22 protein-coding genes and 7 tRNA genes are annotated in these 25,307 nt (G+C 52.8%); 25 read left to right on the top strand and 4 right to left on the bottom strand.

Annotated elements, in window-relative coordinates:
* Positions 1-24: 24 nt before the first annotated feature.
* The 4 genes from ybfF to fur all read left to right on the top strand — a co-directional run bounded on the left by ybfF (position 25) and on the right by fur (position 2,704).
* Entirely contained in the window at positions 25-789 is a 765-nt protein-coding gene (gene ybfF, locus ACFQW4_RS05135; RefSeq protein ID WP_110865728.1) for an esterase, read from the top strand.
* A gap of 167 nt (positions 790-956) precedes the next feature.
* Complete coding sequence (gene ybfE / locus ACFQW4_RS05130; protein WP_007890670.1) at positions 957-1,232, top strand: LexA regulated protein; 276 nt, start codon at positions 957-959, stop codon at positions 1,230-1,232.
* A 137-nt stretch (positions 1,233-1,369) separates the two neighbouring features.
* Entirely contained in the window at positions 1,370-1,900 is a 531-nt protein-coding gene (fldA, locus tag ACFQW4_RS05125) for a flavodoxin FldA (protein WP_110865727.1), read from the top strand.
* Between the two features lie 354 nt (positions 1,901-2,254).
* Positions 2,255-2,704: a ferric iron uptake transcriptional regulator gene (gene fur, locus ACFQW4_RS05120; protein WP_007890672.1), complete on the top strand. Its 450-nt coding sequence runs from the start codon at positions 2,255-2,257 to the stop codon at positions 2,702-2,704.
* 61 nt (positions 2,705-2,765) lie between these two features.
* Here fur and ACFQW4_RS05115 read toward each other — a convergent pair whose 3' ends face one another.
* The 3 genes from ACFQW4_RS05115 to nagE form a co-directional block, all read right to left on the bottom strand.
* Positions 2,766-3,161: a hypothetical protein gene (locus tag ACFQW4_RS05115; RefSeq protein ID WP_210081547.1), complete on the bottom strand. Its 396-nt coding sequence runs from the start codon at positions 3,159-3,161 to the stop codon at positions 2,766-2,768.
* Between the two features lie 235 nt (positions 3,162-3,396).
* Positions 3,397-5,064 (bottom strand): glutamine--tRNA ligase, encoded by a 1,668-nt coding sequence (gene glnS, locus ACFQW4_RS05110; protein ID WP_217547256.1) that lies wholly within the window; start codon positions 5,062-5,064, stop codon positions 3,397-3,399.
* A 152-nt stretch (positions 5,065-5,216) separates the two neighbouring features.
* Complete coding sequence (gene nagE / locus ACFQW4_RS05105) at positions 5,217-7,244, bottom strand: N-acetylglucosamine-specific PTS transporter subunit IIBC (protein WP_137386855.1); 2,028 nt, start codon at positions 7,242-7,244, stop codon at positions 5,217-5,219.
* A 342-nt stretch (positions 7,245-7,586) separates the two neighbouring features.
* Between nagE and nagB the strand changes: the two genes are divergently transcribed.
* The 12 genes from nagB (at position 7,587) to ACFQW4_RS05045 (ending at position 14,480) form a co-directional block, all read left to right on the top strand.
* Positions 7,587-8,387 carry a glucosamine-6-phosphate deaminase gene (gene nagB / locus ACFQW4_RS05100; RefSeq protein WP_377724194.1) on the top strand — a complete coding sequence of 267 codons (801 nt, stop codon included), beginning with the start codon at positions 7,587-7,589 and terminating at the stop codon, positions 8,385-8,387.
* Positions 8,388-8,448: 61 nt separating this feature from the next.
* Positions 8,449-9,597, top strand: a complete 1,149-nt coding sequence (nagA, locus tag ACFQW4_RS05095) for an N-acetylglucosamine-6-phosphate deacetylase (RefSeq protein ID WP_222233135.1) — start codon at positions 8,449-8,451, stop codon at positions 9,595-9,597.
* Between the two features lie 7 nt (positions 9,598-9,604).
* The gene (locus tag ACFQW4_RS05090; protein ID WP_101763239.1) at positions 9,605-10,825 is read left to right on the top strand and encodes an N-acetylglucosamine repressor; all 1,221 of its coding nucleotides are present in this window, start codon (positions 9,605-9,607) and stop codon (positions 10,823-10,825) included.
* Between the two features lie 41 nt (positions 10,826-10,866).
* A complete protein-coding gene (locus ACFQW4_RS05085) occupies positions 10,867-11,619 on the top strand; it encodes an HAD-IIA family hydrolase (RefSeq protein WP_101763240.1) in 753 nt (250 codons plus the stop codon).
* 317 nt (positions 11,620-11,936) lie between these two features.
* Entirely contained in the window at positions 11,937-13,604 is a 1,668-nt protein-coding gene (gene asnB / locus ACFQW4_RS05080) for an asparagine synthase B (protein WP_008107047.1), read from the top strand.
* Positions 13,605-13,819: 215 nt separating this feature from the next.
* Positions 13,820-13,896 (top strand) — tRNA-Met (locus tag ACFQW4_RS05075).
* Positions 13,897-13,903: 7 nt separating this feature from the next.
* A tRNA-Leu gene (locus tag ACFQW4_RS05070) sits at positions 13,904-13,988 on the top strand.
* Positions 13,989-14,009: 21 nt separating this feature from the next.
* Positions 14,010-14,084, top strand: a tRNA-Gln gene (locus tag ACFQW4_RS05065).
* A 34-nt stretch (positions 14,085-14,118) separates the two neighbouring features.
* Positions 14,119-14,193, top strand: a tRNA-Gln gene (locus ACFQW4_RS05060).
* A 26-nt stretch (positions 14,194-14,219) separates the two neighbouring features.
* Positions 14,220-14,296: transfer RNA gene (locus tag ACFQW4_RS05055), tRNA-Met, on the top strand.
* A 6-nt stretch (positions 14,297-14,302) separates the two neighbouring features.
* A tRNA-Gln gene (locus tag ACFQW4_RS05050) sits at positions 14,303-14,377 on the top strand.
* Between the two features lie 28 nt (positions 14,378-14,405).
* Positions 14,406-14,480: transfer RNA gene (locus ACFQW4_RS05045), tRNA-Gln, on the top strand.
* Positions 14,481-14,583: 103 nt separating this feature from the next.
* Here ACFQW4_RS05045 and ubiF read toward each other — a convergent pair.
* Positions 14,584-15,756 (bottom strand): 3-demethoxyubiquinol 3-hydroxylase, encoded by a 1,173-nt coding sequence (gene ubiF / locus ACFQW4_RS05040; RefSeq protein ID WP_377724190.1) that lies wholly within the window; start codon positions 15,754-15,756, stop codon positions 14,584-14,586.
* A gap of 169 nt (positions 15,757-15,925) precedes the next feature.
* On the opposite strand from ubiF, the gene miaB reads away from it, so the two are divergent.
* The 9 genes from miaB (at position 15,926) to ACFQW4_RS04995 (ending at position 25,232) form a co-directional block, all read left to right on the top strand.
* Positions 15,926-17,350, top strand: a complete 1,425-nt coding sequence (miaB, locus tag ACFQW4_RS05035) for a tRNA (N6-isopentenyl adenosine(37)-C2)-methylthiotransferase MiaB (RefSeq protein WP_192236637.1) — start codon at positions 15,926-15,928, stop codon at positions 17,348-17,350.
* A gap of 207 nt (positions 17,351-17,557) precedes the next feature.
* The gene (locus ACFQW4_RS05030; RefSeq protein WP_101763243.1) at positions 17,558-18,631 is read left to right on the top strand and encodes a PhoH family protein; all 1,074 of its coding nucleotides are present in this window, start codon (positions 17,558-17,560) and stop codon (positions 18,629-18,631) included.
* Positions 18,628-19,101, top strand: coding sequence for an rRNA maturation RNase YbeY (gene ybeY, locus ACFQW4_RS05025; RefSeq protein WP_008103651.1), 474 nt, complete (start codon positions 18,628-18,630; stop codon positions 19,099-19,101). The genes ACFQW4_RS05030 and ybeY overlap by 4 nt, the downstream gene beginning before the upstream one ends.
* Before the next feature lie 82 nt (positions 19,102-19,183).
* Positions 19,184-20,065 carry a CNNM family magnesium/cobalt transport protein CorC gene (gene corC / locus ACFQW4_RS05020; protein WP_176971375.1) on the top strand — a complete coding sequence of 294 codons (882 nt, stop codon included), beginning with the start codon at positions 19,184-19,186 and terminating at the stop codon, positions 20,063-20,065.
* 4 nt (positions 20,066-20,069) lie between these two features.
* Positions 20,070-21,596: an apolipoprotein N-acyltransferase gene (lnt, locus tag ACFQW4_RS05015; protein WP_217547262.1), complete on the top strand. Its 1,527-nt coding sequence runs from the start codon at positions 20,070-20,072 to the stop codon at positions 21,594-21,596.
* Between the two features lie 437 nt (positions 21,597-22,033).
* Positions 22,034-22,927, top strand: coding sequence for a glutamate/aspartate ABC transporter substrate-binding protein (locus ACFQW4_RS05010; protein WP_101763246.1), 894 nt, complete (start codon positions 22,034-22,036; stop codon positions 22,925-22,927).
* Positions 22,928-23,088: 161 nt separating this feature from the next.
* Entirely contained in the window at positions 23,089-23,829 is a 741-nt protein-coding gene (locus ACFQW4_RS05005; protein WP_061717388.1) for an amino acid ABC transporter permease, read from the top strand.
* Positions 23,829-24,506 (top strand): glutamate/aspartate ABC transporter permease GltK, encoded by a 678-nt coding sequence (gltK, locus tag ACFQW4_RS05000; RefSeq protein ID WP_101763247.1) that lies wholly within the window; start codon positions 23,829-23,831, stop codon positions 24,504-24,506. Before ACFQW4_RS05005 ends, gltK begins: the two co-directional genes overlap by 1 nt.
* Positions 24,507-25,232, top strand: a complete 726-nt coding sequence (locus ACFQW4_RS04995) for an amino acid ABC transporter ATP-binding protein (protein WP_008103661.1) — start codon at positions 24,507-24,509, stop codon at positions 25,230-25,232.
* Positions 25,233-25,307 lie beyond the last annotated feature (75 nt).

The raw sequence follows: 25,307 nt of genomic DNA, 5'->3' as shown, positions 1-25,307 counted from the left end.
GTCACAACCGTAAGAACTTTAGCCATGATTTTGAACGCCCGTCTGCAAACTGAACAATCTGCCCCCAATGCCACGCCGATTCTGTTGATCCATGGTCTTTTTGGCAGCCTTGATAACCTTGGCGTGCTGGCGCGTGGGGTGCGTGATGCACGTCCGACGCTGCAAGTTGACGTGCGCAATCACGGCTTGTCGGCGCGTAGCGATGAGATGAATTATCACGTGATGGCGCAGGACATTGTCGAAACGCTGGATGCGCACCATATCGATCGCGCGGGTGTAATCGGACACTCGATGGGCGGCAAAATCGCCATGGCGCTCAGTGCCATCGCGCCGGAACGTATCGATAAAATGGTGATGATCGATATCGCGCCCGTTGATTACCAAACGCGCCGCCATGACGAAATTTTTGCCGCTATCCGGGCCGTGAGCGCCGCGGGCGTCACGCGCCGCAGCGAAGCCGCTGAAGTAATGCGTCAGCATATTGATGAAGAAGGCGTGATCCAGTTCATCCTCAAATCTTTCGCAGAGGGCGAATGGCGCTTTAATGTGCCGGTGCTGTGGGATAACTACAGCACCATTTCCGGCTGGGAAGAGATTCCTGCGTGGCCGCATCCGGCGCTGTTTATCCGCGGCGGCGACTCGCCTTATCTGGATAATCAGCATCGCGATGCGCTGCTGCGTCAGTTCCCGCAGGCACATGCACATGTGATCAGCGGTGCTGGACACTGGGTGCACGCCGAGAAACCCGATGCGGTGTTACGCGCCGTTCGGCGTTTTTTTAACCTGTAAAAGCAAAAGCTTGCCGCTTGCGCTTTAGGGTTGGCGTCAGGGAAGGCGCTGGAGTATGATGTCGCGCTAAAAATTTGCCACGGATATTTTTTCGCCGTGGTCGGGCCGATAATGTTTTAATCGCGCAGCGCCTTTCCGCCGTTCGCGCCCACTCAGTTTTACAAACCATGGCAAAAGAACAGACAGACCGCACTACGCTTGATCTCTTCGCAGACGAGCGGCGTCCTGGTCGCCCGAAAACCAGCCCGCTGACGCGTGATGAACAGTTACGCATCAACAAACGCAATCAGCTCAAGCGCGATAAAGTGCGTGGGCTGCGTCGTGTTGAGCTGAAGATGTCGAGCGAGGCGGTTGACGCCCTCAGCACGCTGGCCGATCAGCAAAACATCAGTCGCAGCGAATTGATTGAACAAATGCTGCTGGCACAGCTCAAACTGTCGTAACGCGCGAAGACCGCACGCTGGAACACAAAGTCACGGCTTTATACGTTCCGCACTTTTTACCGGTCTGCTATTATTCGCATAACTGTGCAGTCAACTGACTTACTTTCACAATCAGGATTTAAGAGGTTACCTAACCCATGGCAATCGTAGGCATTTTCTTCGGCAGCGATACCGGCAACACTGAAAACATTGCAAAGATGATCCAGAAACAACTGGGTAAAGATGTCGCCGAAGTGCATGACATTGCTAAGAGCACCAAAGAAGATCTCGAAGCGTTCGACATCCTGCTGCTGGGTATCCCAACCTGGTATTACGGCGAAGCGCAGTGTGACTGGGACGATTTCTTCCCGACGCTGGAAGAGATTGATTTCAATGGTAAGCTGGTAGCGCTGTTTGGTTGTGGCGATCAGGAAGATTACGCCGAGTACTTCTGTGATGCGATGGGCACTATCCGTGACATCATTGAGCCGAATGGTGCGGTGATCGTCGGTCACTGGCCAACCGAAGGCTATCACTTCGAAGCCTCTAAAGGCCTGGCCGATGACAAAAACTTCCTTGGTTTGGCCATTGACGAAGACCGTCAGCCGGAATTGACCAACGAACGCGTTGAGAAGTGGGTGAAGCAGATCTTTGATGAGCTGCAGCTGAAAGAGATTATTGAAGCTTAATTCCCTGCTCTGCCCGATGTGCGCACTGCCTCACATCGGGTAACGGAATCTCCTATAAAAATAATAGCTACGGTTTTTTAACTTTTCCCCGCAAATCTGTAGAATACCCGCAATGGTCATCCGCTTATTCCTCTGGCAGTAGAATGAGGCTGAGTGAAATGGAATCCAAAACCCAAGCGTCTTGAAGACGTTAGTGACGATATCCTTACAACCTTTGGTGATTAAGGACGTTGCCTTGGTTTTCATTTCACTGCTTGAGTTCTATAATGAGACGCAAATGAGAATGCGCGTTGACCTAAACATTCAAGGCCCCTGCGCCGCAAGTGACTAGCAAAGTAACAGGACAATATCCGCATGACTGACAACAACTCCGCATTGAAGAAGGCTGGCCTGAAAGTCACGCTACCCAGACTGAAAATTCTGGAAGTGCTTCAGGGACCCGGCCCAGAGTCCCATCACGTCAGTGCGGAAGATTTGTATAAGCGCCTGATTGATATGGGCGAAGAGATTGGTCTGGCAACGGTGTATCGCGTTCTTAACCAGTTTGACGACGCGGGCATCGTAACCCGTCACAACTTTGAAGGCGGTAAATCTGTCTTCGAACTGACTCAGCAGCATCACCACGATCACTTAATCTGCCTGGATTGTGGCAAAGTTATCGAATTCAGCGATGAATCAATCGAAACGCGTCAGCGTGAAATTGCCACTCGCCACGGCATTAAGCTCAGCAACCACAGCCTGTACCTGTACGGTCATTGTGCTCTGGGAGACTGCCGCGAAGACGATACGCTCCACGATAAGTAATTGAGTGTGCTATGCAGTATAAAAAAAACCGGCGCTTGAGCCGGTTTTTTTATGCCTGTAATCAGGCGACAAGCGTTTCCTGCAGGTAGCGCCAGCGCGGAATGGCGGTGCTGCAATCCAATACCGCCAGTGAAATGCGGCTCTGATTGATGCCGTTCATCATCTGTAATTCACGATACTGAATCGTCACTTCCTCGCTTTGCTGCGAGATGATGGCGTGCTCACTGGTGGCAATGCGCATGCCTTCACGCTGCCCCTGCAACTGGCGAAACAGCACTTCCATTTCATTGAGGTCCAATCGTTTGCCTTGCGGCGTGACCATTTTGAAATCGGGATGAAAGTGCGATAAAAACAGATCAATGCTGTCGTCGCTGCCTTCCGCCTGATTGAAAATACGTTCAATAAGCTGATGTAAAACCACCACGCTATGCCTGGCTTCCTGGGCGAGAGTTGTCATTTTTTTTCCTTAGATAAGCCGCAGAGCAACGTCTGAGAGCGCATAGCCTACCTGAAAAAAAGTTTTTCACACTGCCAAATGGGTTAATTTTTCTAAAGTCAGAATAGTCGCAAATAGGGAATTAAAGGCGGATTGAGGCGTGCAGCATAAAAGGTCGTATCTGGCCAAATTGAGATAATAAAAAAGGGCGATTGCTCGCCCTTTCATGATCTTATCGTGCTCGCGACTAAAACTATTAATCGCCGATTTTTGCCCAGGTATCACGCAAACCTACGGTGCGGTTAAACACCAGCCTGGAGGGCTGTGAATAGACGCTATCAGCACAGAAATAGCCTTCACGTTCGAACTGGTACGGTGCCATCGAATCGGCAGCACGTAAACCAGGCTCAACGAAGCCCTGTTTGATTTCCAGTGAGTTTGGGTTGATGGTGGTGAGGAAATCCTCAGCCGTGCCCGGATTTGGCACACTGAACAGACGATCGTACAGGCGGAATTCCGCTGGCAGCGCGTGGATTGCAGAAACCCAATGGATAACGCCTTTCACTTTACGGCCATCGGCCGGATCTTTGCTCAGCGTATCAACGTCGCAAGTACAATAGATGCAGGTAATATTGCCTTCAGCATCCTTCGCCACACGTTCGGCACGGATCACGTAAGCATTACGCAGACGCACTTCTTTACCCAGCACCAAACGCTTGTACTGCTTGTTGGCTTCTTCACGGAAGTCAGCGCGATCGATCCACACTTCACGGCTGAATGGCACTTCACGCGTGCCCATTTCCGGTTTGTTCGGATGATTCGGCATAGTGATGATCTCATCGTGACCTGCAGGCAGGTTCTCGATCACCACTTTCAACGGATCCATTACCGCCATCGCACGCGGTGCGTTTTCATTGAGATCGTCACGAATGCACGATTCCAGTGAAGCCATCTCCACGATATTGTCCTGTTTGGTCACACCAATACGGCGGCAGAACTCACGGATAGAAGCGGCGCTATAACCACGACGACGCAGACCCGAAACGGTTAGCATGCGCGGATCGTCCCAGCCTTCTACCACCTTCTCGCTCACCAGCTGAGTCAGTTTACGCTTCGACATCACCGCATATTCCAGATTCAGGCGTGAGAACTCGTACTGACGCGGATGAACCGGAATGGTGATGTTATCCAGCACCCAATCATACAGACGACGATTATCCTGGAACTCCAACGTGCAGAGAGAGTGCGTAATGCCTTCGATCGCATCCGAAATGCAATGAGTGAAGTCGTACATCGGGTAGATGCACCACTTGCTGCCGGTCTGATGGTGATCGGCAAACTTAATGCGGTACAGTACCGGATCGCGCATCACGATAAAGCTGGACGCCATGTCGATTTTGGCACGCAAACAGGCTTTGCCCTCTTCGAAACCGCCATCGCGCATCTTCTGGAACAGCGCCAGGTTTTCTTCCACGCTGCGATCGCGGTATGGGCTGTTTTTACCCGGCGCCGTCAGTGAACCGCGATACTCACGGATCTCATCCGCCGAAAGTTCATCAACGTAAGCCAGACCTTTGTTGATCAGCTCAACCGCATAGTTGAACAGTTGGTCGAAGTAGTCTGAGGAGTAACGAATGTTGCCGCTCCACTCAAAGCCCAGCCATTGCACGTCACGCTTAATGGATTCGACAAACTCCAGATCTTCTTTAACTGGGTTAGTGTCGTCGAAACGCAGATTGCACTGACCTTGATAGTCTTGCGCGATACCAAAGTTCAGGCAGATAGATTTCGCATGGCCAATATGCAGATAACCATTGGGCTCAGGCGGGAAACGGGTATGCACACTGTTGTGCTTACCGCTCGCCAAATCTTCGTCGATGATCTGACGAATAAAGTTCGTTGGGCGGGCTTCAGCCTCACTCATCTCAAAATCCTCAAAAACTATAACGGGTGATTTGTACCACGAAGTAACGGAGTATGATCCACAAAGCGCAGGAGGGAAACAACCGTTTGTTGGTCGTTTTAAAACAAAAAAGGCAGGAATCGCTTCCTGCCTTCTGGCTCAATCACAAGGACTTAGCCTTTAACCTCGTACAGCGGGGTTTCACCTGCAACCACTGAACCGGTTGCCAGTAAATTCAGACCAGCGAAATCATCGCTATTGCTGACAACAACCGGACTGATCATCGAGCGGGCGTTGGCATTGAGGAAGTCCAGATCCATTTCCAGGATTGGCTGACCTGCAGTGACCGTTGCGCCCTCTTCAACCAGACGCGTGAAGCCTTTGCCTTCCAGCGCTACTGTATCCAGCCCCATATGTACCACGATCTCGACGCCGTTTTCCGCCTCAAGGCAGAACGCATGGTTGGTGTTGAAGATCTTCACCACAGTTCCGGCGGTTGGCGCAACCACGGTTTTGCCGGTTGGCTTGATGGCCAGACCATCACCGACTGCCTTGCTGGCGAATGCTTCGTCAGGCACATTTTCCAGCGCAACGATGTCACCGGTTACTGGCGCCAGCAGCGTAGCAATCACGGCTTTTTCGCTGTTCAGCACCGCCTGCGGTTTTACTGCAGCAGCAGGAGCAGCCGTTGACGCCGCGGCAGATGCCGCAACTGGACCTTTGCTCAGTACGGTTTTCATTGCTGTTGCAATGCTTTCCGCCTGTGTACCGACAATAACCTGTACGCTCTGCTTGTTCAGACGAATCACACCTGAAGCACCGAGACGTTTAGCGACACCTTCATTAACCTGCGCGGAATCTTTAACGTTCAGACGTAGACGTGTGATACAGGCATCGATGTTGGTCAGGTTTTCTGAGCCACCTACCGCCGCAATATAACGACGCGCCAGAGATTCAGTTTGGCTTTCACCGTTGCCGCTGTTATCGACATTGACGTCATAACCATCGGTTTCATCGCCCGCAGAGAGTTCGCGGCCCGGCGTCATCAGGTTGAATTTCTGGATGGTGAAGCGGAATACCACGTAGTAGATAACGAAGAACACCAGACCTTGTGGGATCAGCATCCACCAGTGCACCGCCAGCGGGTTACGCGTTGACAGCACCATATCCACCAGACCCGCACTGAAGCCGAAACCGGCAATCCACTGCATGCTCGCGGCGATGAAAACTGAAAGACCGGTCAGTGCCGCGTGAATCACATACAGCACCGGCGCCACGAACATAAAGGAGAATTCCAGCGGTTCAGTGATACCCGTAAAGAAGGCGGCAAAGGCCGCCGCCAGCATAATGCCGCCGACTTTAGCGCGGTTTTCCGGGCGTGCGCAGTGGTAAATTGCCAGCGCTGCACCTGGAAGACCAAACATCATGATTGGGAAGAAGCCCGCCTGATAACGACCGGTGATGCCTGGGATACCTGTACCTTCAGCGATAGACTGCGCGCCGCCAAGGAATTTAGGAATATCGTTGATACCGGCAACATCGAACCAGAATACCGAGTTCAATGCGTGGTGTAAGCCAACAGGAATCAGCAGACGGTTAAAGAAGGCGTAGATGCCCGCACCGACGGAACCCAGCTTCTGAATATGCTCACCAAAACTTACCAGTCCACCGAAAATGATCGGCCAGATATACATCAGAATGAACGCAACCAGGATCATCAGGAACGATACAAGGATCGGCACCAGACGGCGACCGCTAAAGAAGGACAACGCTTTTGGCAGTTCAACATGACTAAAGCGGTTATAGACTTCAGCAGAAAGAATCCCGACAAGAATGCCAACAAACTGGTTATTAATTTTACCGAAGGCAGCGGGAACTTGCTCCACCGGCATCTTCTGAATCATTGCCACCGCTGCCGGAGAACAGAGTGTGGTCACAACAAGAAAGCCGACAAAACCGGTTAACGCTGCAGCGCCGTCTTTATCTTTTGACATACCGTATGCCACACCAATGGCAAACAGCACTGGCATATTGTCGATGATTGCCGAACCGGATTTGATCAACAGTGCTGCCAGCGCATTGCCTGCGCCCCAGCTATCTGGATCAATCCAGTATCCAACGCCCATCAAGATTGCCGCTGCCGGCAGAGTCGCTACCGGCACCATAAGCGCGCGGCCGACCTTTTGCAGATATCCTAGAATACTCACCTTATTCTCCCCCTATGAGACTGGCGTTTTGCCGTGGCGCAGGTTGATTTTATTATCCCGTCGCCCGGTACCTTGATGACACTTTTCACCACGAGGCGCAGTGTAAAGATAAATTAATTCGCCTCGCAAATTAAAACCACTACAACTGTGACTTTAATCACCAAAATGGTGGTTTGATAATGCGAAATGCTAGCCAGCACCACAAACTTATTTTATGATAAAAAATATCGAGTCGCACTTATCCCTGGTGGCTACGCTTAAACGCATTACGCTTAAGGGCAAAAACTGTCAGAGAAACGGCAACTCCACATTCCTAATCTTAATTGAGGTGAAGACATGAGACTGATCCCTTTGGCCACACCGACCCAAGTGGGTAAATGGGCTGCACGCCACATTGTTAACCGCATTAATGCGTTCAAGCCTAGCGCAGAACGTCCCTTCGTGCTGGGTCTGCCAACCGGTGGAACACCGCTGGAAGCTTACAAGCACCTGATCGATATGCACAAAGCGGGCCAGGTTAGTTTCAAGCACGTCGTCACCTTCAACATGGATGAGTACGTTGGCCTGCCAAAAGAGCATCCGGAAAGTTACCACAGTTTCATGTACCGTAACTTTTTCGATCATGTTGATATTCAACAGCAAAATATCAATCTTCTGAATGGTAATGCCGAAGATATTGACGCAGAATGTCGCCAATACGAAGAGAAGATCCGCACTTACGGCAAAATTAACCTGTTTATGGGCGGCGTGGGCAACGATGGTCACATCGCCTTTAACGAACCGGCTTCTTCCCTCTCCTCACGTACCCGCATCAAAACCCTGACGCACGATACGCGCATTGCAAACTCACGCTTCTTTAATGGTGATGTGGATCAGGTGCCGAAATACGCCCTGACGGTTGGTGTCGGTACGCTGCTGGATGCTGAAGAAGTGATGATTCTGGTTACCGGCCACCTGAAAGCGCAAGCGCTGCAGGCTGCGGTTGAAGGTAACGTCAACCATATGTGGACCATCAGCTGCCTGCAGCTACATGCCAAATCTGTCGTGGTATGTGACGAGCCAGCCACCATGGAACTGAAAGTGAAAACCGTGAAATATTTCCGCGAAATGGAAGCGGAAAATATGAAAGGTGTGTGAAAACACGTTGTAACAAAACCTGCTGCTTTCAGGCAGCAGGCTTAGCCGGGAGAGAGAAACGATGTACGCATTAGTGAACGGCCGGATTTTTACTGGTCATGAAATTCTGGACAATCATGCAGTTGTGATTGCAGATGGCCTGATTGAGCGCGTGTGTCCGCGTGATGCCCTGGACGCGGCAATTGCACAGCAGGATGTGGCTGGTGCGTTTATCGCTCCTGGTTTTATTGATTTGCAGCTTAACGGCTGCGGCGGCGTGCAGTTCAATGATGACATCAATGCGTTAAGCGTTGAAACGCTGGAGATCATGCAGCGCGCCAACGAGAAATCAGGCTGCACCAGCTATTTGCCAACACTGATTACCAGCACCGATGCGCTGATGAGACGCGCAGTCGAAACCATGCGCGCTTACCTGGCCAAGCATCAGAATCAGGCAATCGGCCTGCATCTGGAAGGTCCGTGGCTGAATAAAGCTAAAAAAGGTACGCACAATCCTGAATTGATTCGCCTGCCGGATGCCGAGCTGGTGGATTTCCTCTGCGCCAATGCCGACGTCATCACTAAAGTCACGCTGGCACCTGAAAATACGGGCAGCGAGGTGATTCGTCAGCTGCGTGATGCCGGCATCATCGTGTCAGCGGGTCACTCCAACGCGACCTATGAAGAAGCAAAAATTGGCTTCAGCGCGGGCGTCAGCTTTGCTACGCATCTCTACAATGCCATGCCAACCTTCGCTGGACGTGAGCCAGGTCTGATCGGTGCGCTGTTTGATTCGCCTGATGTATACTGCGGCATCATTGCGGATGGTTTACATGTCCATTACGCTAATGTGCGCAATGCAAAACGCATTAAAGGCGACAAGCTGGTGTTAGTGACGGATGCCACAGCACCGGCGGGCGCATCGATTGATCAATTTATTTTTGCAGGCAAAACAATATACTATCGCGATGGCCTGTGCGTTGACGAGAACGGTACGCTCAGCGGTTCTGCCTTGACCATGATTGAAGCGGTGCAGAACAGCGTTGAACATTGCGGTATCGCTCTTGATGAAGCGCTGCGTATGGCGACGCTCTATCCAGCGCAGGCGATGGGTGTGGAGAAGCAGTTAGGCACGGTCGAAGCAGGAAAAGTCGCCAACCTGACTGTCTTTACCCGCGATTATCAAATCACTAAGACGTTCGTCAACGGAGACAACGTCCTCAGCGAGTAAGCATTGAATGACCACTGGCGGCCAGTCTCAAATAGGAAATGTTGATCTTGTTAAACAACTCAATAGTGCAGCCGTTTATCGGCTAATCGATCAGCAGGGGCCAATTTCGCGCATTCAGATTGCCGAACACAGTCAGCTTGCGCCCGCCAGTGTCACCAAAATTACCCGCCAGCTCATTGAGCGCGGCCTTATCAAAGAGGTGGAGCAACAAGCCTCCACCGGTGGGCGTCGCGCGATCTCCATCATTACTGAAACCCGTCATTTTCATACTATCGGCGTGCGCTTAGGGCGTAATGACGCGACGTTGACGCTGTTTGATCTGAGCGGGAAATCGCTGGCGCAGGAAGATTATCCGCTGCCCGAGCGCACGCAGGAAACGCTGGAGAACGCGCTGTTCAATGCCATCAGCGCCTTTATGGCCGCGCATCAGCGTAAGATTCATGAACTGATTGCTATCTCGGTGATTCTGCCCGGATTGGTCGATCCCATTAACGGCATCATTCGCTACATGCCGCACATCGCGGTAAGTCATTGGCCGCTGGTTTCCAGCCTGAAAAAACGCTTCAACGTCACCAGCTTTGTTGGTCATGACATCCGTAGCCTGGCGCTGGCCGAGCACTACTTCGGTGCAAGTCGCGATTGCGCAGACTCCATTCTGGTGCGTTTGCATCGCGGCACCGGTGCCGGAATCATCGCCAACGGCCACATTTTCCTCGGCAGTAACGGCAACGTGGGCGAGATTGGCCATATTCAGGTTGATCCGCTGGGTGAACGTTGTCACTGCGGCAACTTTGGCTGCCTGGAAACCATTGCGGCTAACGGCGCGATTGAAAACCGCGTGCGTCACTTGCTGAATCAAGGCTATCCCAGTTCATTAACGTTGAATGATTGCCTGATGCCGCAGATTTGCCGCGCCGCTAATCATGGCGACGCGCTGGCGTGCGAAGTGATTGAACATGTCGGCCGCTATTTAGGCAAGGCGATTGCTATCGCCATCAACCTGTTCAATCCGCAAAAAGTGGTGTTGGCCGGTGAAATCACTGAAGCGGATAAAGTACTGTTTCCTGCTATTGAAGGGTGTATCAATACGCAGACGCTGCCTGCCTTTCGTAAAAATCTGCCGGTGGTGCGTTCCGAGCTCGATCATCGCTCGGCGATTGGCGCCTTTGCGTTGGCAAAACGCGCAATGCTGAATGGCATTTTGCTGCAACATCTGCTGGAAGAGTAATCACCAGCCTGCTGTCAAGCAGGCCCGACCGGATGCAATCTATGACGATTAAAAGCGTAATCTGTGACATCGACGGCGTGTTGATGCATGACAATACCGCCGTTCCCGGCGCGAAAGAATTTCTGCAGCGAATTCTGGCGAAGGATATGCCGTTGGTGGTGTTGACCAACTATCCTTCGCAAACCGCGCCGGATCTGGCGAACCGCTTTGCCAACGCCGGCATTGACGTACCAGATTCGGTGTTTTACACCTCGGCGATGGCCACCGCCGATTTCCTGCGCCGTCAGGAAGGGAAAAAAGCCTACGTAATTGGCGAAGGTGCGCTGATTCATGAGCTGTATAAAGCTGGCTTCACCATCACCGACGTTAATCCAGATTTCGTTATCGTCGGTGAAACGCGCTCTTTCAATTGGGAAATGATGCATAAAGCCGCTTTCTTCGTGGCCAATGGCGCCCGCTTTATCGCCACTAATCCCGATACACATGCACGCGGCTTTGTTCCTGCCTGCGGAGCACTCTGCGCCGGTATCGAAACCATCTCCGGCCGTAAACCGTTTTACGTCGGAAAACCGAGTCCGTACATCATGCGCGCGGCGTTAAACAAAATGCATGCGCATTCGGAAGAGACGGTTATTGTGGGCGATAACCTGCGGACAGACATTCTGGCAGGCTTCCAGGCGGGTCTGGAAACCATTCTGGTGCTGTCTGGCGTTTCCACACTGAGTGATATTGATGCGATGCCTTTCCGCCCGGATTGGATTTACCCATCGGTCGCCGATATCGACCTGTTCTGATTCCAGCCATTACCTCTTCTTATGGCCCTGCTTATGCAGGGCTTTTGTTTTTTCTGTGGTTATGCCTTTCTTTACCGCTCGCCTTATGCCTACAAAACGAACGATAATGCAGTTTTATTAGATGGCATCTAAAATAAAAGCTTATTAATTGAATAATATTCAATATTATTTGCCCATCAACATTCTTTTTATCAAAGAATCGCAATTTTGCTTGCACTAACACCGCCATTTAGCGCATTTTCTTATACATCACGCAGCCAAGGCTGCCGGACAAACGTAGAAATAACTTCGCCACAAGGTGAGATCAGGAGTCAGTTATGTGTTCAATTTTTGGTGTGCTGGATCTGAAAAGCGATCCTATTGAGCTGCGCAAGAAAGCGCTGGAATCTTCTCGTCTGATGCGTCACCGCGGCCCGGATTGGTCAGGTGTTTATGCGGATGATAAAGCCATTCTGGTGCATGAGCGTCTGTCGATTGTTGACGTTAACAACGGCGCACAGCCGCTGTATAACGCTGACCACACCCACGTACTGGCTGTTAACGGCGAAATTTACAACCATCAGGCGCTGCGTGCTGAGTTGAGCGATCGTTACGCTTTCCAGACCGGTTCTGACTGTGAAGTGATCCTCGCGCTGTATCAGGAAAAAGGTGTCGATTTCCTCGACGAGCTGCAAGGCATGTTCGCCTTCATTCTGTGGGACAGCGTGAAGCAACAATATCTGATTGGTCGCGACCATATCGGCATTATCCCGCTGTATATGGGCAACGACGAGCACGGCAACCTGTATGTCGCTTCCGAGATGAAAGCGCTGGTGCCGGTGTGCCGCAGCATCAAAGAGTTCCCGCCGGGAAGCTACATGTCGAGCGCCGATGGTGAAATCCGTCGTTACTGGCAGCGTGACTGGATGGAATATTCCGCTGTTGAGCACAACACCACGGATGCCGCCGAGCTGAAACATGCGCTGGAAGAGTCAGTAAAAAGTCACCTGATGTCTGACGTGCCTTACGGCGTTCTGCTGTCTGGCGGCCTGGACTCATCCATCATCTCTGCCGTGACCAAACGCTTTGCTGCGAAACGTGTTGAAGATGCGGATAAGAGCGATGCATGGTGGCCGCAGCTGCACTCCTTCGCGGTTGGCCTGGAAGGTTCTCCAGACCTGAAAGCAGCGAAATCAGTCGCAGAACACCTCGGTACCGTGCACCACGAAATCCATTTCACCGTGCAGGAAGGCCTGGATGCGATCCGTGACGTGATTTACCACATCGAAACCTATGATGTGACCACCATTCGCGCCTCTACGCCGATGTATTTAATGTCGCGTAAGATCAAAGCGATGGGCATCAAAATGGTGTTGTCCGGTGAAGGTGCGGATGAAGTCTTTGGCGGCTACCTCTATTTCCATAAGGCGCCAAACGCCAAAGAATTCCACGAAGAGAACGTACGTAAACTGCTGGCTCTGCACATGTTTGACTGTGCTCGCGCCAACAAAGCGATGTCCGCCTGGGGCGTGGAAGCGCGTGTGCCGTTCCTCGACAAGAAATTCCTCGACGTGGCGATGCGCATCAACCCGGCAGACAAACTCTGTGGCAGCAACGGCAAGATGGAAAAACACATCCTGCGCGAATGCTTCTCTTCTTACCTGCCGGAGAGCGTGGCGTGGCGTCAGAAAGAGCAGTTCTCTGATGGTGTGGGCTACAGCTGGATAGATACGCTGAAAGAAGTGGCGGCGAAGCAAATCACCGATCAACAGCTGTCGACTGCGCACTTCCGCTTCCCGTACAACACGCCGAACTCGAAAGAAGCGTATCTGTATCGCGAGATCTTCGAGGAATTGTTCCCGATCGCCAGCGCCGCAGAGTGTGTGCCAGGCGGTCCGTCGGTGGCCTGTTCTTCGGCTAAAGCGATCGAGTGGGATGAAGCCTTTAAATCCATGGATGACCCTTCTGGTCGTGCCGTAGGTGTGCATCAGTCCGCGTATAAATAAGGTTTTTACTCAACAAGATATGGGGCTCATTCGAGCCCCTTTTTTATGCAATCTATCGTATAGCCTGTGAAATTAGCCGAATAAATCACCAGCCTGGTTACAAGCCAGACAAACAGGCGTTTTAAGGCGAAAAACGGCAAAAAAATTGTTGACGCTACAAGACTCAATACGCATAATGCGCCCCGCAACGCCGATGAAGGTTACGCGAAAAAGATGGCTACGTAGCTCAGCTGGTTAGAGCACATCACTCATAATGATGGGGTCACAGGTTCAAATCCCGTCGTAGCCACCATCTTTTTGCGGGAGTGGCGAAATTGGTAGACGCACTAGATTTAGGTTCTAGCGCCGCAAGGTGTGCGAGTTCAAGTCTCGCCTCCCGCACCATTTCAGTCTTCGGCAGCCGGATGGGGTATCGCCAAGCGGTAAGGCACTGGTTTTTGATACCAGCATTCCCAGGTTCGAATCCTGGTACCCCAGCCAATCCGGATTATGTTGTGGATACAAAGTCGACGAATGGGATATCGCCAAGCGGTAAGGCACCGGTTTTTGATACCGGCATTCCCTGGTTCGAATCCAGGTATCCCAGCCATCGTCGGACGCAGTAAGCAGTACAAAGGCTACGTAGCTCAGCTGGTTAGAGCACATCACTCATAATGATGGGGTCACAGGTTCAAATCCCGTCGTAGCCACCAAATTATTGGGGTGTCGCCAAGCGGTAAGGCTCTGGTTTCTGATACCAGCATTCCGGGGTTCGAATCCCTGCACCCCAGCCATAAAAAGACAATTTGATCAAACACCTATTGGGGTGTCGCCAAGCGGTAAGGCACTGGTTTCTGATACCAGCATTCCGGGGTTCGAATCCCTGCACCCCAGCCAAATTGCACAATAAAGCCCGCTTATGCGGGCTTTATTGTTTTCTGCGTTTGGCAAAGTGGCGAGCAAACTTTTAACCAAGAGCGCATCAATGCGCTCCATACAATCACAAACCTAATGCGTAACGCAGCACCTTACGTTTCAACTCTCCGGCATTCTCCGCCGCAATCAGCGCCAGGTTTCGCGCAAAACGCAGCGGCGGCAGTTTATTGCTAAACGCGAAGTAGAACAGATCCATTCCGCCCTGCATCAGTAAATTATCTTTGTAACGCTGACGATGATAACGCTGCAGCACAGCATCCGATGACCAGAGCTCCGCCTGGTTGCGCGCCTCGACCAGCGTCGTGATCAACGCATCCACATCCCTATAGCCCAGATTAACGCCCTGCCCGGCCAGCGGATTGATGGTGTGCGCCGCATCCCCCACCAGCGCCAATCCCGGCATCACATAACGCGTAGCATGACGTCGCACCAGCGGGAAAGAGGCCGCAGTTTTGACCTGAATACGGCCAACGCGTGCCGGGAAGTGAGCATAAATCTCTTTCTCTAGTTGCGGGAGCGGCAAACTTTGCAGCTGACGGATACGCGCGGGTGCGTCGTACCACACCAGCGAAGCACGACGATCAAACAGCGGCAGGAAAGCGCGCGGCCCTTGCGGCGTAAACTGCTGCCAGGTGGCATCGCCCGCCTCCTGCTCGCACTCCACGCTTATCAGCATGCAGGATTGCGCATAGTTCCAGCCGCGCACGCCAATACCCGCTAACTGGCGCACACGCGAGTTAGCACCATCTGCGCCGACCACTAAACGCGCATCCAGCGTTTGGCCGTTATCGAGTTGCACCTGCCAGCCAGCGCTGTGCGGCTGCAAACCCTGCAAGCTCGCCGGGCAGATCAGTGTGATGCCCTCTTGCTGCATTTTTTCCCACAGCGCACGCTGCAGCACGCTGTTTTCCACCATAAAGCCCAGCTCGGGCAACCCAAGCGACGCCGCATCAAACTTCACATGCGCGTTTTGCCACTCCCAGGTTTCCAGTTGGCGATAGGGCGCACAGCGCATCGCCTGCACACGTTGCCAGACATCCAGTTGCTGCAGCAGCGCCACCGACGACGCACCGATGGCGGAGATACGCACATCTGGCTCGCTGCTGGCATCAAAGCTTGCCGGTTCTGCCCGTTCAATGACCGCTACGCGAAACTGCTGCTGCGCCAGGCCACACGCCAGCGCCGCACCAACCATGCCACCGCCCACGATCACCACATCAAAATGTGAATCCTGCATCGACTCTAATCCTTCTTTTTGCCGTGAAACCTTCCAGCATCACGTTGATAGCTAAAGTGTACCGGAAATTAGCAGCGCGATGCGATGCAGATGCGTGAAGCCTGGTAACAACAGCGTCGAAGCATTACAATACGCGCCCTGCACTTCGCTTGAATCAATGGCTAGTTCGATGACCAAAAAACTGCACATCAAAACCTGGGGCTGTCAGATGAATGAATACGATTCATCGAAGATGGCCGATCTGCTGAACAGTACGCACGGCTACACCCTTACCGAGGAAGCTGAAGAGGCGGACGTTCTGCTGCTCAACACCTGCTCCATCCGTGAAAAGGCGCAGGAGAAGGTTTTTGCTCTGCTAGGCCGTTGGAAAAAGCTGAAAGCGACCAATCCCGATCTGATCATCGGCGTGGGTGGCTGCGTGGCCTCACAAGAAGGTGAACGTCTGCGCCAGCGCGCCAGTTACGTCGATATCGTCTTTGGCCCGCAGACCTTACATCGTCTGCCGGAGATGATTAACACCGTGCGCGGCAGTAAAAGCCCGGTTGTTGACATCAGCTTCCCTGAAATTGAGAAGTTTGATCGCCTGCCAGAACCGCGCGCCGATGGCCCAACCGCCTTTGTGTCGATCATGGAAGGTTGCAACAAATATTGTACTTTCTGCGTGGTGCCTTACACGCGCGGCGAGGAAGTCAGCCGTCCGAGCGACGATATTCTGCTGGAAATCGCCCAGCTTGCCGCTCAGGGCGTACGTGAAGTCAACCTGCTGGGCCAGAACGTCAACGCCTATCGCGGCGCCACCTTTGATGGCGATATCTGCACCTTTGCTGAGTTGCTGCGCTTAGTGGCGGCGATCGACGGCATTGACCGTATTCGCTTCACCACCAGCCATCCTATTGAATTTACCGATGACATCATCGAGGTTTACCGCGATACGCCCGAGCTGGCGAGCTTCCTGCATCTGCCGGTTCAGAGCGGATCAGATCGCATCCTGACGCTGATGAAGCGCGCGCACACCGCACTCGAGTACAAAGCGATTATCCGCAAGCTGAAAGCCGCACGTCCGGATATCCAGCTGAGCTCTGATTTCATCATCGGTTTCCCCGGCGAAACGCAGCAGGATTTTGAGCAGACCATGAAGCTGGTCGGTGAAGTGAATTTCGATGTCAGCTTCAGCTTTATTTACTCGATGCGCCCAGGCACGCCGGCGGCCGATCTGCCCGACGATGTGACGGAAGAGGAGAAAAAGCAGCGTCTTTTCATCCTGCAGGACCGCATCAATCAGCAGGTGATGGCGTGGAGCCGCCGCATGCTGGGCACCACGCAGCGCGTGCTGGTGGAAGGCATTTCGCGTAAGAATGTGATGGAACTGACCGGCCGCACCGATAATAACCGCGTGGTGAACTTCGAAGCACCGGTTGAAATGATCGGTAAGTTTGTTGATGTCGAAATTGTTGATGTCTATGCCAGCTCCCTGCGCGGCGTGCTGGTGCGCACCGAAGATCAAATGGCGCTCCGTGTGGCCGAAAGCCCGGCATCGGTGATTGCGCGTACCCGCAAAGAGAACGACATCGGCGTCGGACTGTTCCAGCCTTGAAACCTCGAACGTTGAGCGACAGCGCACAAAGCGCTGTCGCCTGTTTCATCCCCAGGCCCTTGCTTTCCACAAGTGCTGCCCAAATATCGACTCTGAAGCTTGCGCCAGTGCGCAGCGCCATAAATAATTTCATAAAGATGCGGAGAGATTGCTCTTCGACATCCGGCACACCTTTTCAACTGGCCCTGAGTGACCTTAAGGATTCATTTGAATATCGAAACGCGTGAAATCGCCCTTGAACCGGCAGATAACCAACGACTGATGAGCTTGTGCGGTCCGATGGATGACAATGTGAAACAGCTGGAGCGCCGTTTGGGCCTTGAGATCAAACGCCGTGACAACCAATTCACGCTTACCGGCCGCTCGCTGTGCGTGGACGCTGCCGTCAATATCCTGCGCACGCTGTATGTTGATACCGCCCCAATGCGCGGTCAGATCAAAGATATCGAACCGGACCAGATTCACCTGGCAATCAAAGAGAGCGGCGTTCTGGAACAAAGCGCTGAGAGCGTGCCGGAATTCGGCAAAGCGGTGAACATCAAAACCAAGCGTGGCGTAATCAAACCGCGTACGCCTAACCAGGCCCAATACATCGCCAATATCTTCTCGCATGACATTACCTTTGGTATCGGCCCGGCAGGTACCGGTAAAACCTATCTGGCGGTCGCTGCCGCAGTGGATGCGCTGGAGCGTCAGGAGATTCGCCGTATTCTGCTGACGCGTCCGGCGGTTGAAGCGGGTGAGAAACTCGGCTTCCTGCCCGGCGATCTCAGCCAGAAGGTCGATCCCTACCTGCGCCCGCTTTACGACGCGCTGTTCGAAATGCTCGGCTTTGAGCGCGTAGAGAAACTGATTGAGCGCAACGTGATTGAAGTGGCTCCGCTGGCCTACATGCGCGGACGCACGCTGAACGACGCCTTTGTGATTCTCGATGAGAGCCAGAACACCACAATCGAACAGATGAAGATGTTCCTGACGCGTATCGGCTTTAATTCGAAAGCGGTCATTACCGGCGATATCACGCAGATTGACTTGCCGCGCAGCACCAAATCCGGCCTGCGCCACGCCATTGAAGTGCTGGCAGAAGTCGATGAGATTAGCTTTAACTTTTTCCACAGCGAAGACGTGGTGCGTCATCCGGTTGTCGCACGCATCGTGAATGCTTATGAAGCCTGGGAAACCGCCGACCAGAAACGCCGTGATCAACAGGCAGAAGAGCGCAAACGCGAAGCTATCGCGGCTCAGCTTGCCAGCCAAACCAGCCCGCAGGAGCGTTCATGAGCGCGGTGATTCTTGATTTACAACTGGCCTGCGCCGATGAAAACCATCTGCCAGCGGAGAGTGATTTTCAACGCTGGCTGGAAGCGGCGGTAACGCCGTTTCAACCAGAAAGCGAAGTCACGATTCGTCTGGTGGATGAAGCCGAGAGTAATGAGCTTAATCTGACTTATCGCGGCAAAGATAAGCCGACCAACGTGCTGTCATTCCCGTTTGAAGCACCGCCGGGGATTGAACTGCCACTGCTCGGCGATCTGATTATTTGCCGTCAGGTTGTCGAGCAAGAGGCTGCTGAACAAGGCAAAACCGTCGAAGCCCACTGGGCGCATATGGTGGTGCACGGTACGCTGCATCTGCTGGGTTACGACCATATCGAAGATGAAGAAGCCGAAGAGATGGAGGCGCTGGAGACCGAGATAATGCTTGCTCTTGGTTATCCTGATCCGTACATTTCGGAGAAAGAAGACGCCTGAGCCGCTGGTTCAGGTTATTGCGCTGCTGGCGCGGATGCCAGCAGCCCCAATCCCTCATTAGAGAGAACGAAATAAAAACGCCATGAGCGACGACCATTCTCAAAACAGCGACGCACCCAGTAGTAAAAAGGGATTTTTCTCCCTGTTAATCAACCAACTGTTTCACGGTGAACCTAAAAACCGTGATGAACTGCTGGGGTTAATCCGCGATTCTGAGCAAAAAGAGCTGATTGATCAGGACACCCGCGACATGCTCGAAGGGGTGCTGGACATTGCCGAACAGCGCGTGCGCGACATCATGATCCCTCGCTCGCAAATGATCACCCTGAAACGCAACCAAACGCTGGAAGAGTGCCTTGCGGTGATTATTGAATCCGCCCACTCACGTTTCCCGGTGATCAGCGAAGACAAAGACCACGTCGAAGGCATTTTGATGGCCAAAGACCTGCTGCCGTTTATGGCCAGCGCGTCTGAGCCGTTCAGCATGGAAAAAGTGCTGCGCACCGCCGTGGTGGTTCCTGAAAGCAAGCGCGTCGATCGCATGCTGAAGGAGTTCCGCTCGCAGCGTTATCACATGGCGATTGTCATTGATGAATTTGGTGGCGTCTCTGGTCTGGTGACCATTGAAGATATTCTTGAGCTGATTGTTGGCGAAATTGAAGATGAGTATGACGATGAAGAAGATCGTGATATCCGCCAGCTCAATCGTTACACCTATACCATGCGCGCCTTAACGCAAATTGAAGATTTTAATGAGGTCTTTGGCACCGATTTCAGCGATGACGAAGTCGATACCATTGGCGGATTGGTCATGCAGGGATTCGGCCACCTTCCCGCTCGCGGCGAAAGTATTGTCATTGATGGCTATCAGTTCAAAGTCGCCATGGCTGACAGCCGCCGTATCATCCAGGTGCATGTAAAAATTCCGGAAGACTCACCACAACCGCAACTGGAAGACGAATAACTTTATGGCTTTAGCCTCTCTTTACTCGCAGCAGCGGGTTCGCCTGCTGCTGGCGTTAGTTACGGGTGCCATTGGCACCCTTTCCTTTTCCCCCTACGATTTCTGGCCTGCGGCGATAATTTCGCTGTTTGGTCTGCAACTGTTGCTGCTGGAACGTCGCACTGCGCAGGCTGCGGCAATCGGCTTCGCTTGGGGCTTTGGACTGTTTGGCAGCGGCATCAATTGGGTTTACGTCAGCATCGCCACCTTTGGCGGCATGCCCGGCCCGGTAAACATCTTACTGGTGATTCTGCTGGCGGCTTATCTGTCGCTTTATCCGATGCTGTTTGCCATCCTGCTCAACCGTTTCTGGCCGCGCGCCACAATCTGGCGTTTGGCTTTAGCGGCACCCGCGCTGTGGCAGATTAGCGAGTTCCTGCGCGGTTGGGTGCTCACCGGCTTTCCGTGGCTGCAGTTTGGCTACAGCCAGATTGACGGTCCGCTAAAAGGCCTCGCGCCGCTGGCCGGTGTGGAAACCATTACCTTCCTGTTAATGGTGATCGCGGGCCTGCTGGTGCACGCGCTGCATCATCGTACCGTGAAAAGCTTGATAGCCGCCGCGCTCCTGCTGTTACTGCCGTGGCCGCTGCGCATGATGCAGTGGTATCAGCCGCTGCCGGAACGCAGCGTTGATGTTGCGATGGTGCAAGGCAATATTCCGCAGTCGATGAAGTGGGATCCGCAGCAACTGCTGAACACGCTGCGCGTTTACACCTCCTATAGCCAGCCGTTTATCGGCAAAGCACCGATCATTATCTGGCCCGAATCAGCGATTACCGATCTGGAAAGCAACCAGCAGCCGTTCCTGCGGGCGCTGGATGCTGACCTGCGCGCGCGCGGCAGCTCACTGATTACCGGTATCGTGGATTCTCGCGTGGAAGGCGATAATCGCTATCACGACTATAACTCGGTAATTGTGCTGGGTGGTGAGCTGCCTTACAGCTATCAAAGCCAGAACCGCTATCAGAAGAATCATCTGGTGCCATTTGGTGAGTTTGTGCCGCTGGAAGCGTTGCTGCGTCCGCTGGCGCCGTTCTTCGATTTGCCGATGTCCTCCTTCAGCCGTGGCGCCTATGTCCAGCCGCAGCTGAAAGTAGCGGGTTATCACCTGACCAGCGCTATCTGCTATGAGATCGTGCTGGGCGAACAAGTGCGCGCCAACTTCCGTCCCGATACCAACTTCCTGCTGACCGTCTCCAACGATGCCTGGTTCGGTCACTCCATCGGACCGTGGCAGCATTTCCAGATGGCGCGCATGCGTGCGCTGGAGCTGGGACGTCCGTTACTGCGCTCTACCAATAACGGTGTTACCGCAGTAGTAAATGCCAATGGTGAGGTGGAGAAAGCGTTGCCGCAGTTCACACGCAATGTGCTGGAAGCCAAAGTCACGCCAACCAAGGGTGAAACGCCGTATGCGAAAGCGGGCATCTGGCCAGTGTGGCTAGTGACGTTGATTAGCATTGTGGTGGCCATTCTGCGCCGTCGCCACTAGTTCAGGCAGCTATGCAAAAAGGCGAAGTGAATACTTCGCCTTTTTTATGCGCTGTTTTCTCTTCCTTCCGTGGTGCTTTCCCCGATTCTCTGCTGGCTTTTCACACTTCTTCATCGTGCTGGCACGATCATTGCTATTTATTTCAGTGATTTTCGCAAACATCGGCTTTTGTCAGCGTAGTGCAACCTTTACGCACTAATTTATGGCAATGATGCGCACTCTATTAGCGCATCGGGGAATTTTTGCCTTTTATTGGTGCGGAGCGGCTCGCAAAAAAGAAACTTTTTTGTTTCATTGCGTTAACAATTCGCTATGTTAATCACTATCCTGCGTGCAGTTGCGCTATGGGATAACAAAAAAAGCAGCACGAAATACACACAACATCACAATCTGCGCAGTTTATGTTCTGCGCGACATCCATACGAAGGAGTTGGAACATGCAGATACGCAAAGTGGCATTATCTCTTTTGCTGTTGGGAGCAGCAGCGGGAGCGGCCCAGGCGGAAGATCTCACCGGTACCCTGAAAAAAATCAATGATAGCGGCGTGATCGTCGTTGGGCATCGTGAATCATCAGTTCCCTTTTCTTACTATGACAACCAGCAAAAAGTGGTTGGCTATTCACAGGATTATTCAAACGCCATCATCGCGGCTATTAAAGCCAAACTGAATAAGCCTGATTTGCAGATCAAAATGCTGCCGATTACTTCGCAGAACCGTATTCCTCTGTTGCAGAACGGAACTTACGATTTTGAGTGCGGTTCTACCACCAACAACCTGGAGCGTCAGAAGCAAGCGGCATTCTCTGACACCGTGTTCATCATCGGTACGCGTCTGCTGGTGAAAAAAGGCGGCGACATCAAAGATTTCCCTGATCTGAAGGGTAAAACCGTTGTCGTGACCTCCGGTACCACTTCAGAAGTTCTGCTGCACAAACTGAACGACGAGCAAAAAATGGATATGCGTATCATCAGCGCGAAAGACCATGGCGATTCTTTCCGTACGCTGGAAACCGGTCGTGCTGTGGCCTTCATGATGGATGACGCGCTGCTGGCAGGTGAACGTGCCAAAGCCAAGAAGCCAGACAACTGGGACATCGTGGGTACACCGCAGTCGAAAGAAGCTTACGGCTGCATGCTGCGTAATCAGGATCCACAGTTCAAACAGCTGATGGATGAAACCATTGCTAAAGCGCAAACCTCTGGCGAAGCCTCAAAATGGTTTGAAACCTGGTTCAAAAAACCGATTCCACCGAAGAATCTGAACCTGAACTTCGAACTCTCAAGCGATATGCAGGCCCTGTTCAAAGCACCGAACGACAAAGCACTCTGAATTAACAACGACAACAAGGGCAGCCCCGCTGCCCTCTCGATTGCTGAACATGCGGTGCGGACAGACAGACTGTAACAGGCCGTTCCCCTGAAGCAGGATGCAAGACACCGCTCAACAATCTTATGGGTAGCCTCGCTACCCTTTTTTTACCGGAGCTCGTTATGGGTATCGATTGGAACTGGGGCATTTTTCTTGAACAGGCCCCGTTCGGCAATACGACTTACCTCGGCTGGCTGTGGTCCGGTTTTCAGGTCACCATTGCGGTGTCCTGCTGCGCCTGGATTATCGCCTTCCTGGTAGGTTCCTTATTTGGCATTCTGCGTACCGTGCCCAACCGCCTGTTGGCGGCAATTGGCACCTGCTACGTGGAGCTATTCCGTAATATCCCGCTGATTGTGCAGTTCTTCTTCTGGTATCTGGTTGCGCCAGAACTGGTGGGCGAAAAGCTGGGCATGTGGTTTAAGTCAGAATTGGATCCTAATATTCAGTTCTTCGTCTCCTCGACGATTTGCCTTGGTTTGTTCACCGCAGCGCGCGTCTGTGAACAGGTACGCGCGGCGATTCAGTCGCTGCCACGCGGTCAGAAAAATGCCGGCCTGGCGATGGGCCTGACGCTGCCGCAAACCTATCGCTATGTGCTGCTGCCGAATGCCTATCGCGTGATTGTGCCGCCGATGACGTCGGAAATGCTTAACCTGGTGAAGAACTCGGCGATCGCCTCAACCATCGGACTGGTGGATATGGCGGCGCAGGCCGGCAAGCTGCTGGATTACTCCGCGCATGCCTATGAATCCTTTACCGCCATCACTCTGGCGTACGTCGGCATTAACCTGGTGATCATGCTGATTATGAGTGTGGTAGAACGCAAAATTCGCCTGCCTGGCAATATGGGAGGCAAATAATGTACGAGTTTGACTGGAGTTCAATTGTTCCCAGCCTGCCTTACTTGTGGAATGGGTTGATCATTACCTTCAAGATCACCGCGATTGCCGTGGTGTTTGGCATTATCTGGGGCACGATTTTGGCGGTGATGCGCTTGTCGCCAATTGCGCCGATACGCTGGTTTGCCAAGCTGTACGTCAACCTGTTCCGCTCCGTACCCTTGGTGATGGTGCTGCTGTGGTTCTATTTGGTGGTGCCCGCCTTCCTGCAACAGGTGCTGGGCTTATCGCCTAAATCAGATATCCGCCTGATTTCTGCCATGGTGGCATTTGCGCTATTTGAGGCCGCGTACTACTCGGAAATCATCCGCGCCGGTATTCAGAGCATCTCACGCGGGCAGTCCAATGCCGCGCTGGCGCTCGGCATGACGCACTGGCAATCGATGAAACTGATCGTATTGCCGCAGGCGTTCCGCGCCATGGTGCCGCTGCTGCTGACGCAGGGCATCGTGCTGTTCCAGGATACCTCGCTGGTGTATGTACTGAGCCTGGCCGATTTCTTCCGCACCGCTTCAACCATAGGTGAGCGTGACGGAACCCAGGTTGAAATGATTTTGTTTGCTGGTCTGGTCTACTTTGTGATCAGCCTGAGCGCTTCGCTGTTGGTTACCTATCTGAAAAGAAAGAGGACGGTTTAAATGATTAGCCTGAAAAATGTTTCAAAGTGGTATGGGCACTTTCAGGTGCTGACCGACTGCTCCACCGAAGTGAAAAAAGGTGAAGTGGTGGTGGTCTGCGGTCCGTCTGGCTCAGGTAAATCAACGCTGATTAAAACCGTGAATGGGCTGGAGCCGATTCAAAAGGGCAGCATTCAGGTGACCGGCACCGAAGTGAATAACAAAAAAACCAACCTCGCTCAATTGCGTAGCAAAGTGGGCATGGTGTTCCAGCATTTCGAGCTGTTCCCTCATCTCAGCATCATCGAGAACCTGACGCTGGCGCAGGTCAAAGTGCTGAAGCGTGATAAAGCGGCCTCGCGTGAGAAAGCGCAGGGCTTGTTAAAACGCGTTGGGCTCTCTGCGCACGCGGATAAGTTTCCAGGCCAGCTTTCCGGCGGCCAGCAGCAGCGCGTAGCAATCGCGCGTGCGTTGTGCATGGATCCGGTGGCGATGCTGTTTGATGAGCCGACGTCAGCACTTGATCCTGAAATGATCAACGAAGTGTTGGACGTGATGGTTGAGCTGGCGAATGAAGGCATGACCATGATGGTGGTAACGCATGAAATGGGCTTTGCGCGCAAAGTCGCTAACCGCGTCATCTTTATGGATGAAGGGAAAATTATTGAAGACACCAATAAGGATGACTTCTTTAACAATCCGCAATCCGATCGTGCGAAAGACTTCCTGGCAAAGATCCTGCACTGATTAGCGCAATAAATTGCGCCGCTACGATAAGTGCTCGTACCCGTAGCGGCGCGATTCATCGCGCGGGGTTATTCG

Origin of the sequence: Pantoea sp. GCM10028869, assembly GCF_042666835.1 — a bacterium.
Classification (GTDB): Bacteria; Pseudomonadota; Gammaproteobacteria; order Enterobacterales; family Enterobacteriaceae; genus Pantoea; species Pantoea leporis.
Note: the sequence above shows the minus strand (reverse complement) of the source record. Positions and strands in the feature narration are given on the sequence as shown.

Coding starts and splice junctions, on each gene's coding strand:
- glnS (WP_217547256.1), bottom strand. CDS start 5,064: ATGAGTGAGGCTGAAGCCCGCCCAACGAACTTTATTCGTCAGATCATC.
- gltK (WP_101763247.1), top strand. CDS start 23,829: ATGTACGAGTTTGACTGGAGTTCAATTGTTCCCAGCCTGCCTTACTTG.
- lnt (WP_217547262.1), top strand. CDS start 20,070: ATGGCTTTAGCCTCTCTTTACTCGCAGCAGCGGGTTCGCCTGCTGCTG.
- ACFQW4_RS04995 (WP_008103661.1), top strand. CDS start 24,507: ATGATTAGCCTGAAAAATGTTTCAAAGTGGTATGGGCACTTTCAGGTG.
- ACFQW4_RS05115 (WP_210081547.1), bottom strand. CDS start 3,161: ATGACAACTCTCGCCCAGGAAGCCAGGCATAGCGTGGTGGTTTTACAT.
- ACFQW4_RS05010 (WP_101763246.1), top strand. CDS start 22,034: ATGCAGATACGCAAAGTGGCATTATCTCTTTTGCTGTTGGGAGCAGCA.
- corC (WP_176971375.1), top strand. CDS start 19,184: ATGAGCGACGACCATTCTCAAAACAGCGACGCACCCAGTAGTAAAAAG.
- fldA (WP_110865727.1), top strand. CDS start 1,370: ATGGCAATCGTAGGCATTTTCTTCGGCAGCGATACCGGCAACACTGAA.
- ubiF (WP_377724190.1), bottom strand. CDS start 15,756: ATGCAGGATTCACATTTTGATGTGGTGATCGTGGGCGGTGGCATGGTT.
- miaB (WP_192236637.1), top strand. CDS start 15,926: ATGACCAAAAAACTGCACATCAAAACCTGGGGCTGTCAGATGAATGAA.
- ACFQW4_RS05005 (WP_061717388.1), top strand. CDS start 23,089: ATGGGTATCGATTGGAACTGGGGCATTTTTCTTGAACAGGCCCCGTTC.
- fur (WP_007890672.1), top strand. CDS start 2,255: ATGACTGACAACAACTCCGCATTGAAGAAGGCTGGCCTGAAAGTCACG.
- ybeY (WP_008103651.1), top strand. CDS start 18,628: ATGAGCGCGGTGATTCTTGATTTACAACTGGCCTGCGCCGATGAAAAC.
- nagB (WP_377724194.1), top strand. CDS start 7,587: ATGAGACTGATCCCTTTGGCCACACCGACCCAAGTGGGTAAATGGGCT.
- ybfF (WP_110865728.1), top strand. CDS start 25: ATGATTTTGAACGCCCGTCTGCAAACTGAACAATCTGCCCCCAATGCC.
- ACFQW4_RS05090 (WP_101763239.1), top strand. CDS start 9,605: ATGACCACTGGCGGCCAGTCTCAAATAGGAAATGTTGATCTTGTTAAA.
- nagA (WP_222233135.1), top strand. CDS start 8,449: ATGTACGCATTAGTGAACGGCCGGATTTTTACTGGTCATGAAATTCTG.
- ACFQW4_RS05085 (WP_101763240.1), top strand. CDS start 10,867: ATGACGATTAAAAGCGTAATCTGTGACATCGACGGCGTGTTGATGCAT.
- asnB (WP_008107047.1), top strand. CDS start 11,937: ATGTGTTCAATTTTTGGTGTGCTGGATCTGAAAAGCGATCCTATTGAG.
- ybfE (WP_007890670.1), top strand. CDS start 957: ATGGCAAAAGAACAGACAGACCGCACTACGCTTGATCTCTTCGCAGAC.